The sequence below is a fragment of the Methylobacterium sp. GC_Met_3 genome, from assembly GCF_026540775.1.
In the GTDB taxonomy this organism is placed as follows: domain Bacteria; phylum Pseudomonadota; class Alphaproteobacteria; order Rhizobiales; family Beijerinckiaceae; genus Methylobacterium.
On sequence record NZ_JALNUL010000001.1, the window covers coordinates 500,049 to 517,286 of the forward strand.

Below are 17,238 nucleotides of genomic sequence, written 5' to 3' on the forward strand. Positions count from 1 at the left end.
CGCGCGCAGGATCGCTCATCCCTGCCGCGTGGTCCGCGACTGGAACAGGTCGATAAAGCTGCGCAGGGCGCGTGCGTTGAGATCGGACACCACCCAGTAGGTCAGGTCGCCGGCGTTCCACCTCAGGATCGTGGACCCGTCCCGGCGCTCCTCACCCTCCGGCGGGCCGGCGGTGGCCGGGACGACGGTGACGCTGATGACGTGGCGGTCGTGGCGATAGACGAGGGTCGGGACGGGTTTGCCTGCGACGATGTCGATCCGCCCGCCGATGAGCGGAAAACCCTGGTCCGCCAGATCGGGTGCATCCGGCGCGAGGAGTGTGCGCCCGTTGAACCAGGGTTTGACGACGTGCCCATCGGAGGAGGCGATGTCGAACGGCTGCGGCGCGGCGAGCCCTCTCAGGTGGCTGGCGAGCACGGCCTCGCTCGTCGTCGGCGCGGCTCCCTGTTGGTCGCGGTAGACGGCGCCCCCGCCGATCGCCGCGCCGACGGCGATGCCGAACACCAGCGTCGCGGCAAGCGCGCGCCAGGACCCGGACCCGTTGCGGCCAGGGGCGGCGTCGACGAAGCCGATTGTCTGCACCACGCGTCCACGCAGCGATTCCGGCGCTGGCGCGCCCGGCAGCGTTCCGCGCAGGCTGGCCGAGAGGTCACGGAGCCGGTCGGCCGTCGCCCGCAATTCAGGCTCCGCCGCGAGCCGGCGCTCCATGGCGAGCACCTCGCCGGGCGACAGCTCGCCGTCGCAATAGGCGCTGAGGAGGAGGAGCGTCTCGTCGTCGCCGGTCATCGTTGGTCTCGCGGGAACTGTTCGAGCAGCCTCTGCCGGGCGCGTCCGAGGCGGGACATCACGGTTCCGACCGGCACCCCCGTCACCTCGGCGATCTCCCGGTAGCCGAGGCCGTGGTACTCGCGCAGCACCAGCGCCTCTCGGAAAGGGACCGGCAGCGTTGCGATCGCCCGGGTGAGATGCCGCGCGTCGTCGTGCGCGATGAGGGCCGCCTCGGGCGTCTCCGGGGCCTGAATCGAGGGGCCGCCCGCGTCCAGCTCGGCGCGGGCGACCGGATCCAGGTCGTCGGCAAAGATCACCGTGCGGGGGCGGTGCCGCTGCAGCCAGGAATATCCGGTGTTGCGGACGATGGTCAGGAACCACGCGCGCGCGTTGCCCTCGGCGAAGGTCTCGATCGCCCGGTAGGCCCGGAGACACGCCTCCTGCATCACGTCCTCGGCGTCTGTCGCGTCGCCGGTCAGCCAGCGCGCGAGCCGGTAGCCTTCGTCGAGCCGCGGGAGGATGAGCTGGCTGAAGCGTGCACGGGCGAGCGGCGTCATCCGGCACGCCCCGAAGCACCCGCCCCGACGATGTCCTGCGCTGCCATGGATGCGTTGCCCTGCCGTCGTGCGCCCTGATCCCCGGACTCGGCAAGCCGATCGTCTATTCCCGTAACCGGGGTCGAGCGCTGCAAGGTCGTGCGCTGCCGCGGATCCGGATGTCCGTCGTCGTTGGCCGTCCCCGACCGTGCCGGCTCCGGCCGGCCCTCAATACTTGACGACGAGTGGCGCGGCCTGCGCCACCGGCAGCGGCACGGCCTCGAGCCCGCATCGTGCGGCGGCATCCGCCGGCAGGAGCGGGTCCAGGAGGTTGCGTCTGGCCGCCAGCATCATGATGGACCGTTCGGCCGGGACCGATTCGGGCGCCGGGGCCGCGGCGAACAGGTGTTCCAGGGCGAAGCGGTAGCGGGCCAGCCGCAGGCCGGCCTCGATCCGCACCCAGGCGATCACGCAGCGATTCTCGGCGACGCGCCGGGCCGCGTCCTGCACGTCGGCGACCTCGAGGGTCTTGGCGAAGGGCAGGCTGCGCAGGCGCGCGGCATCCGCGTCGATCACCCGGGCGGCCAGCGCCGTGAAGAGCGGAATCAGCCGGGCATCCGCAGTCGCGTCGTCGCCGAGCTGCCGATAGCGGGAGACCGGCGAGCGCGAGGGCTCGGCGGTCAGGGCGTCGTAGTAGGCGCCGATCTCGTCGTACCGCCAGGTCGGCGGCATCGCGTGGGCGCTGGCGAGGCCCAGGAGCAGATCCTGGAAGGCCGCGAAGGTGCTGGCGGGCTGCACGAACCGCCATGCGCGATCACGCAGGGCCTGCTCGTCGTCGGTCAGCCCCGAATCGAGCAGGAGCCGCCCGCGGTCGTGGGTGCTGAAGCTGCCGGTGGTATCGATCAGCCCGTTCCAGACGCCCGTTCGCGGCCGGCCGAAATCACCGCTCTGCGTGCAGGCGGCGAGCAGCGCCAGCGCCACGCAGGCGGGCAAGAGGCGGGTTGGCGCGGGCACGTCGCGGCGCGGCTCTGGCATCCCCCGGATACCGTCAGGACGCGAGGCGCTCGTAGCGCACGCCGAGGAACAGCAGGATCTCGCCCCGGGGCTCACCCGAGCGCGGGATCCGGCGGGCCCGTCGTGCCTCGGGCCCGGGGAAGGGAATCACGAGGGTGTGCGCGGCCGGGGTGGGTTCGCTTATCGCGCCGAACCGGATGCTCGGGCGGTCGGCGGTCTCCAGCGGTTTGAAAGGCGTCATGGTCTCCGGCTCCTGTCGGCGGTCCGAGCGTCCGGCCCGGGCCCTCTGAGGGCGTCGGCAAGGGCTACGACGGCAATCCATCACGGGGTGGTTAACGGACTCTTTCCGCCGGATTGACCGGTAACGAAATCCTTAGACCGGTTGGCCCGCGACTTGCGATGGGTCATCTGCCCATGGCGGGCGTTTCCTCCCTTCGACTTGCGGCCCTGCCCGAACCCGGGTGGGGCCCTTTCTTATGTGCGCCTTCGCGGAGGCGCCGACCCGGCGCTGCGGCCGTGAGGCCACACTCCGGCGGGCCGGCGCCGCGTGGCACTCCGTCGAACCGCGGGCGCTTGCCTAGCGCCCGGCGCGACCGATATGCCGGATGCGGGTGGAGGGGGGACCGCCGCGTCGGTTCTCCGCCCGATCGAGATTTTGAGGACACCGCTGAATGCGACTGGTTCCGGAACGATCCCTGCGCGCCGTCCGCCGCCGTGGGCTGTCTGCGCTGGCACTGCTCGTGCTCGCCGCCGGCCCCGCCTACGCCCAGCGCGAGGACCAGGGTCTGCAGCTCGGCTGTGCCAACGACTATTTCCGACTCTGCGCCGGCGTCGACCCGAACAGCCCGGACGCGGAGAAGTGCATGACGCGCAACCGCAAGCGCCTGTCGCCCGAGTGCCGGGCGGCGATCGGCGATTACGACAAGCGCACGGGCGGCAAGTCGCTGTCCGACGAGTGAGACGAACGGCGATCATGATGCGCGGCGTTGGCAAGGGACGTTTCGGATGGGCCTGACCGTCGCCGTCCAGATGGACCCGATCCAGAATATCCGGATCGCGGGGGACACGACCTTCGCCCTGCTGCTGGAAGCCCAGCGGCGGGGGCATTCCCTGCTGTACTACACGCCGGACCGGCTCTCGATGCAGGGCCGCCGGGTGACGGCTCGGGTCGAGCGGCTGACCGTGCAGGATGTCGAGGGTGCGCATTTCACCCTGACGCCGCCGGAGCGGATCGACCTCGCCGAGGCGGACGTGGTGCTGATGCGCCAGGACCCGCCGTTCGACATGGCCTACATCACGGCCACCCACATGCTGGAGCGGATCCACCCGGAGACGCTCGTTGTGAACAACCCCTTCGAGGTGCGCAACGCCCCGGAGAAGCTGTTCGTCCTCGACTTCCCCGAGCTGATGCCGCCGACCCTGATCAGCCGCGACAAGGCGGAGATCGAGGCCTTTCGGCTGGAGCACGGCACGGTGGCGATGAAGCCGCTGCACGGCCACGGCGGCGCGGCGGTGTTCAAGGTGACCGAGAAGGACCCGAACTTCGGCTCGATGTTCGACCTGTTCGCCACGACCTTCCGGGAGGCCTGGGTGGTCCAGCGCTATCTCGACCGGGTCACCGAGGGCGACAAGCGCATCATCCTTGTGGACGGCGTCGCCATGGGCGCGGTGAACCGGGTGCCGGCGGCGAACGACATCCGCTCCAACATGGTCCGGGGCGGCGCGGCCTCGGCCTCCGAGCTGACCGAGCGCGAGCGTGAGATCTGCGCCACGATCGGCCCGGAACTGGCGCGGCGGGGTCTGATCCTCGTGGGGATCGACGTGATCGACGGCCATCTGACCGAGATCAACGTCACCTCCCCCACCGGCATCCGGGCGATCCAGCGGCTCGGCGGGCCCGATCTGTCGGTCGTGGTCTGGGACGCGATCGAGGCAAGGATCGCCGTGCGTAAGGTCGTGTGACCGATGCGCTCTCCTCCCCCCTCGCGGGGAGGAGTTGGAGGTGGGGGTGGTTGAGGATCGAGCGATCCGGTGTCTTCTGCACCACCCCCGGCCCCTCCCCGCAAGGGGAGGGAACGGCGCTTTGTACTTAAAGCGTCGGTGTCGGACCTAAGGGGTATGCGTCCCGTAACCTTTGCAAAGGAGGGATTCGTTCAGGTCTCCGCCTTCGGCGTGGCGCTAAGCTCAGCCCAGTCGAACTCCTCCTCCAGCAGGTAATAGGCGTCGTCACCGATCCGGCCGCGGTGGCGCAGGGTCATGACCGCGTCACGGGCCGCCTCGACGGCCCGGCGCCGGGCGGCATCGGCCGGCAGGCTTTCCGGGGCGCGGCCCTCCTCGTGCTCCTCGGCCTCCGCGAGCGCCGCGCGGAATTCGGCGCGCGGGGCGTCGGTGCTCGGCTCGTCCTCGGCCTCCGCGAGCGAGTCGAGGGCCGCCTTGTACGCAGCGGCGCGGGCACGGCCCGTCTCGCGCCCCACGGGGTCGTCGTCCTCCAGTTTCAGGTGCGCCAGCAGCGGGCGCAGGGTCAGGCCCTGCACGACCAGTGTGCCCAGCACGGTGACGAAGGCCGCGACCACCACGAGATCCCGGCGCGGGAAATCGGCGGGCAGCGCCAGGGCAGCCGCCACCGTCACGATGCCCCGCATCCCCGCCCACGAAAGCGCCAGCCCCGGGCCGAGCCGAGCCTGCGCCCCCGCCTGCCGCAGGCCGAAGCCGCGCAGGCCGGTGGTCGGCATCACCCAGGCGAGCCGGGTCACCACGACGGTCGCGAAGGTCGCGGCGGCGAGGATCAGCGCCTGCTGCGCATCCGCGCCGGATAACCGCTCCTGGATCGGGCCGATCTGGATGCCGATCAGCACGAAGGCCAGGACGTTGAGCACGAACACCGCCGTGTCCCAGACCGCGTAGGAGATCACCCGGGCCCGGGGCGCCGTGATCCCCGGCGCCCGGCGGGCGACCGTGACCGCGAAGGTCACGATCGTCAGCACCCCCGACAGTTCCAGCCGCTCGGCCGCCAGCCAGATCCCGAAGGCGGTGACGAACTGCATCACGATGGCGCTCGCCGGATCGGTGACCCGCCGGGTCAGGGCGACGAACAGCAGGCCGAGACCGGGCCCGACGATGAGGCTCGCCACGACGCCGAGCAGAAAAGCCGGCGCCACCTCGGCCGGGTGGAAACTGCCCGCGGTCGCGGCGGCGACCGCGAGCCGGTAGATCAGCAACGAGGCGGCGTCGTTGAGCAGGCTCTCGCCGCGCAGGATCGTGGCGAGCCGATGGGGCATCGGCGCGTGCTTGAGCACCGCCAGAGCCGCCACCGCGTCCGGGGGCGCCACCACCGCGCCAAGCACGATGCAGGCGGCGATCGGCATGTCGGGCACGATCAGGTGCGCCACGATCGCCACGGCGAGCGTCGTCACCACCACGGCGCCGACCGCCAGCCCGAGGATCGGGCGCCAGTTCACCTTCATGTCCCGCACGGAGGCGTCGAAGCCCGCATCCAGCAGGACGGGGGCCAGGAACAGCGCGAGGGCGAGTTCGGGATCGAGCCGCAGGTTCGGCACGCCGGGCACGAAGGCGAGGCCGATGCCCCCCAGAGCCAGGAAGGCCGGATACGGGGCTCCGAGGCGACGTGCCAGACCAGCCAGGAGGACGGCGCCGAACAGAACGCCGACAACCCATTCGAAGATCAACATGATTCGAAAAGAGGCGGGGCGCCGGGACCGTTCCCGGCGGCGCCGTCGCAGGGCTGGTCAGTACTGCACGGTGGCGCGCAGCCCGAGTACCGCCGCGTTGCGCAGCCGGCGGCCGTCCGGACCGGCGATGCCCGCGCCCGGGCGGATGATGTACTGCGCGTCCGGCTGCACCGTGAAGCCCGGTACGACCACGGCCTGATAGGTCGCCTCCAGCACCCTCTCGGCCCGGCGCCGGGGAATCGGCAGGCCGGTGTAGACAATCGTGTCCCGGTCGGCGCGCTGGGCCTCGTCGCTGATCCGAGCATAGGCGAAGCCGATGCCGAGCGTGTCGTCGTCGCGGCCCTCGAACAGGCCCTTATAGGCGAGGCCGGTATCCACGTAGGCGTCGATCAGGCTGGACCGGGTCGGCGACCACGCGGCGCGCAGGAAGAAGCCGAGACCCTCGTCGTCCTTGCCCGATTCCCGGTACAGGGTCTGATCGTAGATCGCGTAGAGCCCGGCATTGCCGCGCACCGGCCGGCCGATGCCGGTGGCGTTCGGGTCGGCCAGCGGCACGCCGGTGATGTCGAAGCGCAGGCTGTCGAACCGGCCGAAATGCTGCCAGCCGCCGAGGGTGATGTCGCCGGGCAGGCCCTTGGATCCGGGCGCGATATTGTAGGCGTAGGTCGCCTCCGCGATGAACAGGGCCGGGTCATGCAAGCGGAAATTCGTGCCGGTCCGGTCGAGGCGCTGCGCCTCCGGGTCCTGGCCCGGCCGGTTCGCCCCGGCCGGATCGCCGTCGTAAAGCCCGACCTGCAGGGAGAAGCCGTTGCCCGGCACGTACTTGGCCCGGATCGCCGGGGCCGCCAGCGGGTAGGCCGGGCCGCCGCTCGGCAGGTCGAGCCCGGTGATCGCCGGCCAGCCGAAGGTGGAATTCACGAACAGGGTCGCGGTCTGGCTGACGAAGAACTCGGTATCGGCGGCCTGTTGGCCGATGCGGATGCCGAGCTGGCCGTCCATCAGGCTCTGGTCGAACCAGAGCACGTAGAGCCGCGACGCGGGCAGCGCCTCGATGACGCTCGTGGTCAGCAGGTTGCCGACATAGTAGCGCGACAGGCCGGTGCCGTGGATGAAGTAGGCGTTGGCGTGGACCGTGGCCCCCTGCCAGCCCGCCAGCCGGTCGAGGTCGAGGTTGAGCCGCAGGTTCAGGCGGTCCTCGACGATCGCGCCCTGGTGGAGCCCTCCGATCGGGTTGCCGAGGACGTCGACGATATAGGTCAGGCTGTATTCGATGCCGCGTTCCTTCAGCACCGGTCGGATCCCGAGGGGATCGCCGAGCGGGCCGAGATAGGGCTCGACCGAGCGGACGAAGCCCCCCGACGCCTGGCTGGTGGTCTCCGGCTGCGAGACCGAGATGCGCGGATCGCCGCCGGCGCCCTCGAAGACGCGCGGCACCTGCTGCTGCGCCGCGGCTGGCGTGGCGGCAAGGCCGAGGCCGATGGCGAGACGAGGCAAACGTTTCCGGGACATCGGCCGCTTCTGCGGGACAGGATCGGCGCAGCATAGCATGGCGAAGATCTTGTACCCGCCGCCCTTTGCAGGATCCGCGCGCTCGCCTAACCCTGCGGCCCGGACACCACAGGACCCGCGATGCCCGAGACCCCCGTCTTCACCGCCGCCGCCGTCGCAGCGCCCCATCATCTCGCCGCGCAGGCCGGCCAGACCGTGCTGGCCCAGGGCGGCAATGCGATCGAGGCGATGGTGGCGATGGCCGCCTCCATCGCGGTGGTCTACCCGCACATGAACGGGATCGGCGGCGATGGTTTCTGGCTGGTGCGCGAGCGCGGCGGCCGGGTGCGCGGCATCGAGGCCTGCGGTCCGGCCGGGCGTCTCGCCACGATCCAGCGCTACCGCGAGAAGGAGTTCGACGCGATTCCCGCGCGCGGCCCCGACGCCATGGTGACGGTGGCCGGCGCCGTCGGCGGCTGGCGCCTCGCCCTGGAATTGGCGCGGGCGCTCGGCGGCCGCCTGCCCCTGGAGACGCTGCTGGCGGATGCGATCAAGCAGGCGCGGGAGGGTGTGCCGGTCTCGCCCTCGGAAGCGCGCTACGTGCCCCAGGAACTCGACACGCTCCACGACGCCCCGAATTTTTCCAAGACATTCCAGAAGGATGGCAAGCCCTACCCGGCCGGCGAGACCCGCGCCCTGCCCCGGCTCGCCGCCACGCTGGAGCAGCTCGCCCATGCGGGGCTCGGCGACTTCTACCGCGGCGATATCGGCCGCGAGATCGCCGCCGACCTGGAGCGCCTGGGTGCGCCGGTGACCCGGGCGGATCTCGAAGCCTTTGCGGCGGTGGAGCGGGTGCCCCTGTCGATCCGCCGCCGCGACGCGACGCTCTACAACTTCCCGCCGCCGACCCAGGGGCTCGCGGCGCTGCTGATCCTGGGGATCTTCGACCGGCTGAACATCGCTGAGGCCGAGACCACCGCGCATTACCATGGGCTGATCGAGGCGACGAAGCGCGCCTTCGCGATCCGCGACCGGGTGGTCACCGACTTCCACCACCTCCAGCACGACCCCGCCGCCTTCCTGACGCCCGAGCGCCTCGCCCGGGAAGCCGCGCAGGTGGACATGCGCCGCGCCGCCCAAGTGCCCCTGCCCGATCCCGGCCATGGCGACACGGTCTGGATGGGGGCGATCGACGGGGACGGGCTCGCGGTCTCCTACATCCAGTCGGTCTACTGGGAATACGGCTCCGGCACGGTGCTGCCGGCGACCGGGATCTGCTGGCAGAACCGCGGCATGTCGTTCTCCCTCGACCCGCAGGCCGTGAACCCGCTGGAGCCGGGCCGGCGCCCGTTCCACACCCTGATCCCGGCGCTGGCCGCCTTCGACGATGGAAGGGTGATGAGCTACGGCAGCATGGGCGGCGACGGGCAGCCGCAATTCCAGGCCCAGATCTTCAGCCGCTACGCCGATTACGGGTTCTCGGTGTCCGACGCCGTCGATGCCCCGCGCCTCCTCTACGGGCGGACCTGGGGCGCGCCCTCGCTCAGCGTCAAGGTGGAGGACCGGTTCGATCCGGCCTGCATCAGGGCGCTCGGCCGCCTCGGCCACGAGATCGAGGAACTGGGCGGGCCCTACATCGACTCGCTGGGCCATGCGGGGATGCTGGTGCGCCACCCCCGCAACGGGCGGATCGAGGCCACGCACGATCCGCGCTCGGATGGCGGGGCGCTGGGCCTCTGAGGAAGGGACAGGAGCCGCTTCGGGGCGAGTCCTGTGCTGGCTCCCGGATCAGGTTCCGCCTCGCTGTACCCGTCCGGGGAAGGGGCGGTTCAAGGTGAACCGCTGCCTTTTCCGGGGCGCATGCAGCGCCAGCGGAATGCGTCCCGGGACCGAGCTCACGAATGGTCGCGAAGCGGCTCGAAACCGAAGCGGACGTCGGCCCTCAACCCGCCTGAACCAGCCAGCACGCCGCGCGCAGCCGTACCGCGCCGCCCGACGCGTGCCGGATCAGGGCCTCCGTCACCGCCGCCTCGGCCCGCGCCCGGAGATCCGGTTCGGCCTCGCGGACGAGGTGCGAGGTCGGGCCGAGGTTCAGCGCCACATGGGCCGCCGCCGCGGCGGCCTCCGCGTCGGTGTCGCCCCGGCCGAGGATGACGTCCCGGTCGAGCGCTGCGCAGGAAACGGTCCCGAACCCGGCGTTCCGCAGCAAGGCCCCGAGCCCGTCCGCATCCGCGAAGCGAAACGGACCCGGCGTATCGGGCGCCGGCGGTGGGGGCACTTCCGGCAGGAGCGGCAGCACGGCCTCGCGCGGCACCTGCACCCACAGGTTCTCGGAAAGCGTGCGCCAGCACAGGAAGGTCAGCTGCCCGGCAGGCCGCAGCATCCGGCGGATATTGGCGAAGGCGCGCAGCGAATCCGGGAAGAACATCACGCCGAACCGGGACAGGGCGGCGTCGAACGTGCCGAGATCCGCCTGCTCCACGTCGGCCTCGACGAAGGAGACCGGGGCTTCGCCGCCGACCCGGGCCCGGGCGACCGCGAGGAGCGGCGCCGAGATATCCGCCCCCGTGACGCGGCCGGCGGCCCCGACACGGCGCGCGGCCTCGACCGTCGTCGCCCCCGAGCCGCAGCCGATATCGAGCGCCGTGGCGCCGGGATTCAGCCCCGCCCGCTCGAACAGCGCCTCGGTCAACGGTTCGAACATCGCATCGAGCACCGCCTGATTGCGCGCCCAGCGGGTGCCGACCTCGCCGTTCCAGTACTCGACCTGGGTGATGCCGCCCGCCATCGTGCGATCCTCCTTCAGGCCGTGGTGACGGCCACCGACAGCGCAGGCTTGTGGTTGAGCGTCTGGAACACCACGCAGTAGCGCTCGGTGAGCTTCAGGAGCTGCGCGAGTTTCTCTTCCGACGCATCCGTATCGAGCTGGAAGAACAGCCGGATGTTGCGGAAGCCGACCGGCGCCTCCTTGTCGACGCCGAGCGTGCCGCGGAAATCGAGATCGCCCTCGGCGCTGACCGTGCCGGCCCGCAGCGGGATCTCCAGGGCGGTGGCCACCGCCTTCAGGGTCACGCCCGCGCAGGCGACCAGCGCCTCCAGCAGCATGTCGCCCGAGCACAATTCCATGCCCGAGCCGCCGGTCGCCGGATGCAGGCCGGCCTCTGCGATCGCCCGGCCGGTCTCCACCTTGCAGGCAATCTTCGTGTCGTCGAGCGTGCCCTTGGCCTTCAGGGTGACCACCGCCGCATCCGGGGCCGCGCGGTACTTGTCCTTGATCGGAGCCTGGAGGGCTCGCAGCGCGGTGGCGTCCATGGCGTCGTCCTCTCGATGATCCCGTCCCGATCTCGGGCGGCCGGATCGGGTTCTTGATGCGTGAAACGCGTCGGATCAGCGGTATAGGTGCAGGCTCGGCGAACGGAAAGCGCGCCGCTTCAGCCGATCAGGGTCGCCAAAGCCTCCGCGAGGCCATCGACCTGCGCCGCGTCATGCGCCGCCGAGAAGGCGACCCGCAGCCGCGCCGTCCCGTCCGGCACGGTCGGCGGGCGGATCGCCACCACGAGATAGCCCAGCGCCTCCAGGGCCGCCGAGATGTCGAGGGCGCGTTGCGCCTCGCCGATCAGCACCGGCACCACGGCACTCTCGGCCTCGGGCAGGCCGAGCCGGGCGGTGAAGCTCCGGGCGAGATCGAGGGGCCGGGCGCGCCGCTCCGGCTCGTCTTCCAGGATCGCCAGCGCTTCCAAAGCGGCGGCGGCCGAGGCCGGCGGCAGGCCGGTCGTATAGACGAAGCTGCGGGCCCGGCTCACCATCAGGTCGATCACCGGCCGCGAGGCGCAGAGATAGCCGCCATAGGAGCCCAGCGCCTTCGACAGGGTGCCCATCTCCAGCGGCGCCCGCGGCCCGTCCTCCACGACGCCGATCCCGTGGGCATCGTCCACCAGCGTCCAGGCATCGTGGTCCTGCGCGACGGCCAGGATGTCGGCCAGCGGGGCTCGGTCGCCGTCCATGCTGAACACCCGCTCGGTCAGCACCAGCGCGCGGCCGTGCCCGGCGCGGTTCGCCGCCAGGATTGCCGCGAGGTCGGCGGAATCGTTGTGGCGGAAGGTAAGCACCCGCGCGCCGGACAGCCGCGCCCCGGCCCACATGCAGGCATGGGAGAGTTCGTCCAGCACGATCAGGTCGTCGCGTCCCGCCAACGCTGGCGTGATGCCGAGATTGGCGAGATAGCCGCTGCCGAAGATGAGCGCGGCCTCTGTGCCCTTGTGGCGTGCGAGCCGCTCCTCCAGCGCTCCAAGATAAGGATGGTCGCCGGTCACGAGGCGGGAGCCGCCCGCCCCCGCGCCGTAGCGTGCCGCCGCGTCCTGTGCGGCCGCGATCACGCGGGGATGATGCGAGAGGCCGAGATAATCGTTGCAGGAGAACGAGACCAGCGCCCTGCCCCGCCGGGTCGCCGCCGCGCCGGTTCCGCGCTCGGTCGGCACGAGGCGGCGGCGCAAGCTGCCGGCCTCAAGGGCGTCGAGTTTGGTGCGGGCGAAGGCGTCGAGGCTGTCCATTCGGCGGGATGGGGCCGCGGGCGGAGCGGATGTCAAGGCGGACGCGCGCCCTTGACCCGATGCACGGGGCTGACCATGCCCGACGCATGTCCTCCGACGAACCTTCGCGACATCTCTGGCGCCCCTACACCCAGATGCGCGGCGCTGCCCCGCCCCTAGAGGCGGTGACGACCCACGGCAGCCGCATCGTCCTCGCCGACGGGCGCGAACTCGTGGACGGCATCGCCTCCTGGTGGACGGCGGTTCACGGCTACAACCACCCGCACATAGCCCGGGCCGTGGCCGACCAGCTCGCACGGATGCCCCACGTGATGTTCGGCGGCCTCACCCATGCCCCGGCCGAGCGGCTGGCGGCTCGGCTCGCCGCCCTGCTGCCGGGCGACCTCGACCATGTCTTCCTGAGCGATTCGGGCTCGGTCGCCGTCGAGGTCGCGCTCAAGATGGCCGCGCAGATGTGGCTCAACCGCGGGGTGAACGGCCGCACGAAGGTGCTCGGCTTCCGCGGCGGCTACCACGGCGACACGATGGGGGCGATGTCGGTCTGCGATTCCGAGGAGGGCATGCATCGCCGCTTCGGCGCCTACCTGCCGACGCAGGTTTTTTGTGATTTGCCACGCACCCAAGCCGAGACCGAGGCGCTCGACCGCATGCTCGCGGCCCACCGGGAAACCCTGGCGGCGGTGATCGTCGAGCCGTTGGTCCAGGGGGCGGGCGGCATGCGCATGCACCCGCCCGAGGTGTTGGCGACCGTCGCCGCCCTCGCCCGCCGCCACGGCCTGCCGCTGATCGCCGACGAGATCTTCACCGGCTTCGGGCGCACCGGCACCCTGTTCGCCTGCGCGCAGGCCGGGATCGTGCCCGATATCCTGTGCCTGTCGAAGGCGCTGACCGGCGGCACGATGGCGCTCGCCGCCACCATCGCCCGCACGGAGGTGTTCGAGGCGTTCTGGTCCGAGGATCCCGCTTCCGCGCTGATGCATGGCCCGACCTTCATGGCCAATCCGCTCGCCTGCGCGGCCGCCAATGCCAGCCTCGACCTGTTCGAGACGGAGCCGCGCCTCGCCCAGGCCAATGCCATCGCGGCGCGGCTCGCGGACGGGCTCGAGCCCCTGCGGCGCGCCCCCGGCGTGGCCGATGTCCGGGTGCTCGGCGCGATCGGAGCGGTCCAGTTCGCCAAGGCCCCCGATCTCGCCGGCCTCAAGGCGCGGCTGCTCGACCTGGGCGTCTGGGTCCGGCCGTTCGGCGACATCGTCTACCTGACGCCGGCGCTGACGATCGGAGCGGCGGATCTCGATCGCCTGATCGAGGCGATCACCGCGGTCGTGACCGAGTAGGCATCCGTGACAGTCTGAGCACAGGAACCGGCCGCCTGTCAGCGGCGACCGCGTCAAGCTGCAACCCGGAACCGTTTCTGGTGTTGGACCTCAGGCTGATGACGCGTGCGGCGGCCCTCGCAGTCGCACGTTGCCGGAGGGAGTACACAGTGGCGAGTGAGCAGACGGGTTCGGGTGGCGATCGGCCGGTGATCCTCCTCGTCGAGGACGAGGCGCTGACGATCATGGACCTCGGCGACGTGCTGGAGGAAGGCGGCTTCGAGACCGTTCAATGTGCGTCCGCCGAGCGGGCGCTCAGCATACTTCAGGCGCGCCCGGACATCTGTGGGCTCGTCACCGACGTCCAGCTCTCGGGCAAGACGGACGGATTCGACCTCGCCAGCTCGGTCGCGGAGGCGCGGCCGACACTGCCGATTCTGATAGTCTCCGGTCGGGCGGCCCCCGACCCGGCCCGCATGCCCAGGCATGCCGACTTCATCGCGCGGCCCTGCACCGGCCAGGATATCCTCGATCGCCTGCAACGCCTCATGCACTGCTGAGCGATCGTCAGTGTGAACTCGTCATCTCAGCGTCACCGGCCAGCGCCACAGGGTCCTGGGCGGCCGGTGACGGAGATGGATCGTGCAGACTCTGGATCTTCCGGCGGCCGCCGGCACAGACGCGGGCGCTCCGGTGGGCGACAAGCAGAAACGTGATCGACACGACAGCGAGACGGCGGCTCGAGAGCTGTCGTCCAAGGAGCTGTCATCCAAGAAGATGCGGCCGCCCGGCGTGCGGAGCGTCGGTTGGGCGCTCGTGCAGGCAGCGCGCCTGCATCGCGCCCGCACGGGCGACCGTCTGGCCAAGCTGGGCCTGTTCGCCGGGCAGGAGCAGGTGGTGCAGGCGCTCGCCGGCGCCGGGACCATGACGATGGGCGATCTCGCCGCCCTCCTTCGGGTCCGGCCGCCCACGGCGTCGAAGACCGTGACCCGGCTCGCGGCCCTCGGGATCGTCGAGCGCCGTGCCGAATCGGGTGATGGGCGCGTTGTGCGGGTCCAGCTGACCCCGGCGGGTCTCGCCAAGGCCGAGGCCATCGAGCAGATTCAGGAGGAGGTCGAGGCCGAGTTGCTCGACCATCTCGACAAGACCGACCGTCGTCGGCTCCGCAAGCTCCTGCGCAAGGCCGCGCGCGGCCTCGCCGAGGCGGCGGGCGCCGCCGGCGAATCCACCGACGTCGATGCCGAGATCGAGGCCGAGGTGGACGACGAGGTCGAGGGTTTACCGACCTGACTTGCCCGACACGAGCCGCGCCTTCCATATCCCGGCTTCGATCGATGGGCGGCGTGGCTCCCCCGAAACGATGGAACGCGCTGGCTTTTCAGGCGGTCTCCGCCAGATCTCGTGCCTTGTAGGAATGTCCCAAAGCCGAGTTGGCAGGCGATAAAGACTTGCGGCCCGATGCCGACCCGTAGCGCGGCTCATCCGCTTATCGCTGCCGTCCCATCGCGCTGGTGAAATCCATGGTGCCGGCACTTCGGGCTGTCACGATGTTGCAATGATGTAACGTTGCCGGACTGCGTGTCGGATGCCGATGATCTTTCAATTGCCTTCCCGCCATCAAGCTCCAAGATGCAATGATATAACAATCCGCGAGTCTCGATGTCTGCCCTGCGTCGTCCGAGCCTGCCCGTCGGCAGCATCCTGTCGTGCCTCCTCGGCGCGAATGTGTTGAGCGTTGCAGCGGCGCAGGCCCAGCAGGCCGTCGCCCTCGACGAGATCAGCGTCACCAGCCCGAGCCCGATCCAGGCGCCGCGGGCGGCGGTCGCGGCGGATGCCGTGGTGCCGATGGGCGTCCTGCCGGTGGCGACCAACACGTTCTCACCGGTGACCGTGATCACGCAGGACCAGATCGCCCGCGACCAGCCCCGGACGCTGGGCGACGCCCTGTTCGACCGGCCCGGCATCTCCGGCACGAGCTACGCGCCGGGCGCGGCGTCCCGGCCGATCATCCGCGGCCTCGACAACGCCCGGGTGCGGATCCAGGAGAACGGCATCGTCAACGGCGGCGTGTCGGATCTCGGCGAGGACCACGCGGTGCCGGTCAACCCGCTGGTCGCCGACCGGATCGAGGTGATCCGCGGCCCCGCGACCCTGCGCTACGGCTCGGGGGCCATCGGTGGCGTGGTTTCGGCCGACAACAACCGGGTGCCGACCTTCATTCCGGCCAACGGCATCCAGGGTCAGGTGACCAGCGGATTCTCCAGCGTGGATAACGGCCGGCTCGGTGCCGCCACTCTCGATGCCGGCGGCGACGGCATCGCGGTCCACGCCGACGGCTTCAAGACCGCCAACGACAGCTACGCGATCCCGGGCGGGATCCAGCGCAACTCCTATAACGAATCGCAGGGCGGCGCGGTCGGCATCTCGGCGATCGGCGACCGCGGTTTCGTCGGCATCTCGTTCAGCCACTACGACGCGGTCTACGCGATCCCGGGCGGCGTCGCCGAGCAGGACCGCACCCGTCTGACCCCCAATCAGGACCGGGTCCTGTCCCGGGGCGAGTATCGTCCGCTCGACGGCCCGTTCGAGGTGATCCGCTACTGGGCGGGCTACTCGGTTTACCGCCACAACGAGGTCGGGATCGGCGACGACGGGATCGAGGGCGTCCAGGCGATCTTCAAGAACCGTGAGGCGGAAGGACGGCTTGAGCTGCAGCACGTCCCGGTCTTCACGGAACTCGGAAAACTCACCGGCGCGCTGGGCTTCCAGTCGGACCGGCGGGTGATCAACACGCAGCTCGAGTCGTTCCTGCCCAAGACCGAGTCCCGCGCCAACGCGGTCTACCTGTTCGAGGAGCTGGAACTGCGCCCCGGCACGCGGCTGCAGGCGGCCGGGCGCTACGAGGTCGATCGGCTGTCGAGTACGGCGGCCCAATTCCCCGCCGACTACGTGCCGGTGGATGGCCAGGAGCCGTTCCAGTACGCCCGGACCCGGCGCTTCGCCCCGAAGAGCGCCAGCATCGGCGCCCTGCAGGACCTGCCCTACGGCTTCGTGGCGAGCCTGACCGGCTCCTACGTCGAGCGCGGCCCGACCGGCTACGAATTGTTCTCGCAGGGGCCGCACGACGCCACCGCGACCTTCGAGATCGGCAACCCGGACCTCAGGAAGGAGCGCGCCCGCACGGTCGAGGCCAGCATCCGGCGGGCCGAGGGACCGTTCCGTCTCGACGCCACCGGCTACTTCACGCGCTATACCGGCTTCATCTACCGCAACTATACCGGCCTGACCTGCGACGACGATTTCGCGTCCTGCGGCGTCGGGACCGACAACCGGCAGATCGTCTACCAGCAACAGAACGCCACCTTCTACGGCGCCGAGATCATCGGCCAATACGACCTCGTGCCGGTGGGGAACGGCTTTGCCGGCGTCGAGGCGCAGTTCGACTTCGTCCGCGCCCAGTTCGACAACGGCACCAACGTGCCGCGCATCCCGCCCTACCGGGTCGGCGGCGGCGTCTACCTGCGGGCCGATGGTTGGTTCGCGCGGGTGAACCTGCTCCACGCCTTCAGCCACGACGCGACCGCATTGTTCGAGACGCCGACCCCCGGCTACGACGATCTGCGCGCCGAGCTGAGCTACACCAAGGCCGTCGATCCGGCGGTCTACGGAGCGAGCGCGATCACCCTCGGGGTGCAGGGCCGGAACCTGCTGAACGACGACATCCGCAACTCGACCTCGTTCAAGAAGGACGAGATCCTGCTGCCGGGACGGAACGTGCGGCTGTTCCTGACCGCGCGGTTCTGACCGGCTTGGACAGGCCCGGCCGTGCGGTCGCTCGACAGGGGTGACGCCGCGCCCGTCCGCCGTGGCGCGATCCGGC

The 17,238-nt window shown here is 70.8% G+C and carries 16 protein-coding genes; 7 read left to right on the top strand and 9 right to left on the bottom strand.

The window, feature by feature from the left end; translation table 11 throughout:
• Positions 1-15: 15 nt before the first annotated feature.
• From OXS27_RS02475 to OXS27_RS02490, 4 genes are all read right to left on the bottom strand, one after another.
• Complete coding sequence (locus OXS27_RS02475; protein ID WP_267354036.1) at positions 16-786, bottom strand: anti-sigma factor; 771 nt, start codon at positions 784-786, stop codon at positions 16-18.
• Positions 783-1,325: a sigma-70 family RNA polymerase sigma factor gene (locus tag OXS27_RS02480; RefSeq protein ID WP_243916703.1), complete on the bottom strand. Its 543-nt coding sequence runs from the start codon at positions 1,323-1,325 to the stop codon at positions 783-785. Before OXS27_RS02480 ends, OXS27_RS02475 begins: the two co-directional genes overlap by 4 nt.
• Positions 1,326-1,532: 207 nt before the next feature.
• The gene (locus OXS27_RS02485; protein ID WP_267354038.1) at positions 1,533-2,339 is read right to left on the bottom strand and encodes a hypothetical protein; all 807 of its coding nucleotides are present in this window, start codon (positions 2,337-2,339) and stop codon (positions 1,533-1,535) included.
• 13 nt (positions 2,340-2,352) lie between these two features.
• Entirely contained in the window at positions 2,353-2,559 is a 207-nt protein-coding gene (locus OXS27_RS02490; protein WP_243916701.1) for a hypothetical protein, read from the bottom strand.
• A 430-nt stretch (positions 2,560-2,989) separates the two neighbouring features.
• Between OXS27_RS02490 and OXS27_RS02495 the strand changes: the two genes are divergently transcribed.
• Both OXS27_RS02495 and gshB read left to right on the top strand, forming a co-directional pair.
• Positions 2,990-3,277: a hypothetical protein gene (locus OXS27_RS02495; protein WP_243916700.1), complete on the top strand. Its 288-nt coding sequence runs from the start codon at positions 2,990-2,992 to the stop codon at positions 3,275-3,277.
• Positions 3,278-3,323: 46 nt separating this feature from the next.
• On the top strand, positions 3,324-4,280 hold the full coding sequence (gshB, locus tag OXS27_RS02500; protein ID WP_267354040.1) for a glutathione synthase: 957 nt from the start codon (positions 3,324-3,326) through the stop codon (positions 4,278-4,280).
• 191 nt (positions 4,281-4,471) lie between these two features.
• Here the strand turns inward: gshB and OXS27_RS02505 are convergent, their stop codons facing one another.
• Together OXS27_RS02505 and OXS27_RS02510 are read right to left on the bottom strand one after the other, a co-directional pair.
• On the bottom strand, positions 4,472-6,007 hold the full coding sequence (locus OXS27_RS02505) for a sodium:proton antiporter (protein WP_267354041.1): 1,536 nt from the start codon (positions 6,005-6,007) through the stop codon (positions 4,472-4,474).
• A 57-nt stretch (positions 6,008-6,064) separates the two neighbouring features.
• Positions 6,065-7,516: a carbohydrate porin gene (locus OXS27_RS02510; protein ID WP_267354043.1), complete on the bottom strand. Its 1,452-nt coding sequence runs from the start codon at positions 7,514-7,516 to the stop codon at positions 6,065-6,067.
• Between the two features lie 120 nt (positions 7,517-7,636).
• Between OXS27_RS02510 and OXS27_RS02515 the strand changes: the two genes are divergently transcribed.
• Positions 7,637-9,235, top strand: a complete 1,599-nt coding sequence (locus OXS27_RS02515; protein ID WP_267354045.1) for a gamma-glutamyltransferase family protein — start codon at positions 7,637-7,639, stop codon at positions 9,233-9,235.
• Positions 9,236-9,437: 202 nt separating this feature from the next.
• On the opposite strand, the gene OXS27_RS02520 is transcribed toward OXS27_RS02515, so the two are convergent.
• From OXS27_RS02520 to OXS27_RS02530, 3 genes are all read right to left on the bottom strand, one after another.
• Complete coding sequence (locus OXS27_RS02520) at positions 9,438-10,283, bottom strand: methyltransferase domain-containing protein (protein ID WP_267354047.1); 846 nt, start codon at positions 10,281-10,283, stop codon at positions 9,438-9,440.
• A gap of 14 nt (positions 10,284-10,297) precedes the next feature.
• Positions 10,298-10,807, bottom strand: coding sequence for an OsmC family protein (locus OXS27_RS02525; protein WP_243916694.1), 510 nt, complete (start codon positions 10,805-10,807; stop codon positions 10,298-10,300).
• Positions 10,808-10,926: 119 nt separating this feature from the next.
• The gene (locus OXS27_RS02530) at positions 10,927-12,045 is read right to left on the bottom strand and encodes an 8-amino-7-oxononanoate synthase (RefSeq protein WP_267354049.1); all 1,119 of its coding nucleotides are present in this window, start codon (positions 12,043-12,045) and stop codon (positions 10,927-10,929) included.
• Positions 12,046-12,131: 86 nt separating this feature from the next.
• Here OXS27_RS02530 and OXS27_RS02535 point away from each other — a divergent pair, with 86 nt between their 5' ends.
• From OXS27_RS02535 to OXS27_RS02550, 4 genes are all read left to right on the top strand, one after another.
• Positions 12,132-13,379, top strand: coding sequence for an adenosylmethionine--8-amino-7-oxononanoate transaminase (locus OXS27_RS02535; RefSeq protein WP_267354051.1), 1,248 nt, complete (start codon positions 12,132-12,134; stop codon positions 13,377-13,379).
• Between the two features lie 149 nt (positions 13,380-13,528).
• Positions 13,529-13,918 carry a response regulator gene (locus OXS27_RS02540; protein WP_243916691.1) on the top strand — a complete coding sequence of 130 codons (390 nt, stop codon included), beginning with the start codon at positions 13,529-13,531 and terminating at the stop codon, positions 13,916-13,918.
• 82 nt (positions 13,919-14,000) lie between these two features.
• Positions 14,001-14,648 carry a MarR family transcriptional regulator gene (locus tag OXS27_RS02545; protein ID WP_243916690.1) on the top strand — a complete coding sequence of 216 codons (648 nt, stop codon included), beginning with the start codon at positions 14,001-14,003 and terminating at the stop codon, positions 14,646-14,648.
• 369 nt (positions 14,649-15,017) lie between these two features.
• A complete protein-coding gene (locus OXS27_RS02550) occupies positions 15,018-17,162 on the top strand; it encodes a TonB-dependent receptor (RefSeq protein WP_267354053.1) in 2,145 nt (714 codons plus the stop codon).
• The last annotated feature ends 76 nt before the right edge of the window (positions 17,163-17,238 follow it).